The sequence below is a fragment of the Armatimonas sp. genome (genome assembly GCF_043760365.1).
Taxonomy (GTDB): Bacteria; Armatimonadota; Armatimonadia; order Armatimonadales; family Armatimonadaceae; genus Armatimonas.
Map to the genome: position 1 here is coordinate 1 of NZ_JAYUPA010000384.1, position 1,806 is coordinate 1,806.

The 1,806-nt window shown below is 55.6% G+C and carries 4 protein-coding genes; 2 read left to right on the forward strand and 2 right to left on the reverse strand.

Going from position 1 to position 1,806, the window contains the following annotated elements:
- The coding region (locus ACH2EH_RS09210) for an anti-sigma factor family protein (protein ID WP_395140998.1) at positions 1-326 on the reverse strand (326 nt) is incomplete at its 3' end.
- Between the two features lie 14 nt (positions 327-340).
- Entirely contained in the window at positions 341-1,012 is a 672-nt protein-coding gene (locus tag ACH2EH_RS09215; RefSeq protein WP_395140999.1) for an RNA polymerase sigma factor, read from the reverse strand.
- 179 nt (positions 1,013-1,191) lie between these two features.
- Between ACH2EH_RS09215 and ACH2EH_RS09220 the strand changes: the two genes are divergently transcribed.
- Positions 1,192-1,482, forward strand: a complete 291-nt coding sequence (locus ACH2EH_RS09220) for a FeoA family protein (RefSeq protein ID WP_309695543.1) — start codon at positions 1,192-1,194, stop codon at positions 1,480-1,482.
- A partial coding sequence (locus ACH2EH_RS09225; RefSeq protein WP_395141002.1) for a FeoB small GTPase domain-containing protein occupies positions 1,479-1,806 on the forward strand: 328 nt, incomplete at its 3' end. The genes ACH2EH_RS09220 and ACH2EH_RS09225, both read left to right, overlap by 4 nt.

The window sequence follows — 1,806 nt, forward strand, 5'->3', positions numbered from 1 at the left end:
GCCACGGCTTGCGTGAAGAGGATCGCGCCGAAGGCGAAGTTCGAGAGAAACCGGGCGCAACGAAAGCGCCACCTCGCAAATATCCCCATGCGCTCTTCAAGCTGAAACTGCACCAGTTTAGGCTCCAGCTCCGGCCAGACATCAATAACGGGCTCACGCGGGGGGAGCCGATGGAGTAGCTGAAGAACCTCAGACAACTCCTGTGCATCTCGGGCCACAGAGGAGTGCCCTTGTAGCAATCGCTCCACCTCCTTCAGCTTCTGTGGTGAAAGAGAGCCGTCCAAGAAGTCGGCGAGCGTTTCATTATCCCGTTGCTTGCTGTTCATAATATCCCTGTCGTTCATCGTCCGATCCCCCCGTCGAGTAGTGCGAGGTGAGGCTGAAAGCGCTTTTTGAAAACTTGACGTGCCCGGTGAATCTTAGACTTCACATTCACAATTGAAAGTTGCGTCACTTGGGAAATTTCATCGTAGCTCAGCTGTTCAAAATCTCTCAGTATTAAAAGCATTCTCGGTTCCGTGGGCAGTGTTGCTAAGACCTCGTCCACCACGCGCTGTAGCTCACGCACCTCAGTAATGCGAGCGACATTCATGGTCTCATCCACAGGTTCGTTGCCTGGATGATCGTCTTGTGCTTCTTCCAGCGAACCTTCGGACAGGACATTTTTATGGCGCAGATGGTTCAGACACGTGTGCCGAGCAATCGTGTAGAGCCATGTGGAGAACTTGGCGTCCCCCCGGAAGCTCTTAACGGACTTGAAGGCCCGCAGAAAGACTTCCTGCGTAATATCGTAGGCCTCCTCCCCACGTACCATGCGTGTGATCATGTTAAAAATCGGAGTCTGGTACTTACGGAAGAGCTGCTCGAATGCTACCAGCTCACCGGCAACGACCCGACGAACCAAGGCCGCATCCGGATCGGGTGCCCGTAGTAGTGTCCCGCCCACTCCCGCCGTAACGGCAGGAGCCAGTGTCTGTGCTTTCGTGCTTCTTAACACCTGAATCGTATCCATCTCCCCTCCCTACCCGAGGTGGTTCATTTCCTCGGACACGTGAGTGGCACACAGGTTGCACTTAACCTTAAAAAAGCCGCATTTCCCCGACAAAAAATATCGGCGACTTTTTCAGTCGGAGGTATTGCTCCTCCCGCAACTATCTGATACATTGTACTAGTCTCCGAGGCGTTTGACGCATGCAAGAAGAGAAAATTATAGAAACAGCCTGTCCGGCAACCGAAGAAGTGTGCAGTCTCTGCTGCCTGCAACAAGGGCGCAGTGGCCGCGTCCTGAGTGTCAGCGGCGCGAATCGCTGCCGCCTGATGGAGCTTGGCTTCACCAGCGGTGCAGAAGTGAAAGTCGCACGAAAGGCCGCTTTCGGTGGCCCCATCGAGATCGAGCTCCGCTCGTATCGGCTTTCTCTGCGTCGTGAAGAAGCCGAAGGCATCCGCGTCGAGGCGGCCCCCCCCCCCGTCACCGGCTCGTGAACAAGATTGTCGCGCTCGTCGGTAATCCCAATAGCGGAAAGACCACCCTCTTCAACGCCCTCACAGGGTTGCGCCAGAAAGTGGGGAACTATCCGGGAATCACGGTGGAACGCAAAGAGGGATTTCTGACGCTCCCCGATGGGGTTACCGCCACTCTGATAGACCTGCCCGGCCTCTACTCGCTGACCCCTCAGTCGCCCGATGAGCAGATTACCCGCGACATTCTTCTGGGCTATCGTACCGACACAGCACGGCCGGAGGTGATTATCAGTGTGGTGGATGCGTCCAATTTGGAACGTAATCTCTACCTCGCCAGCCAGCTTG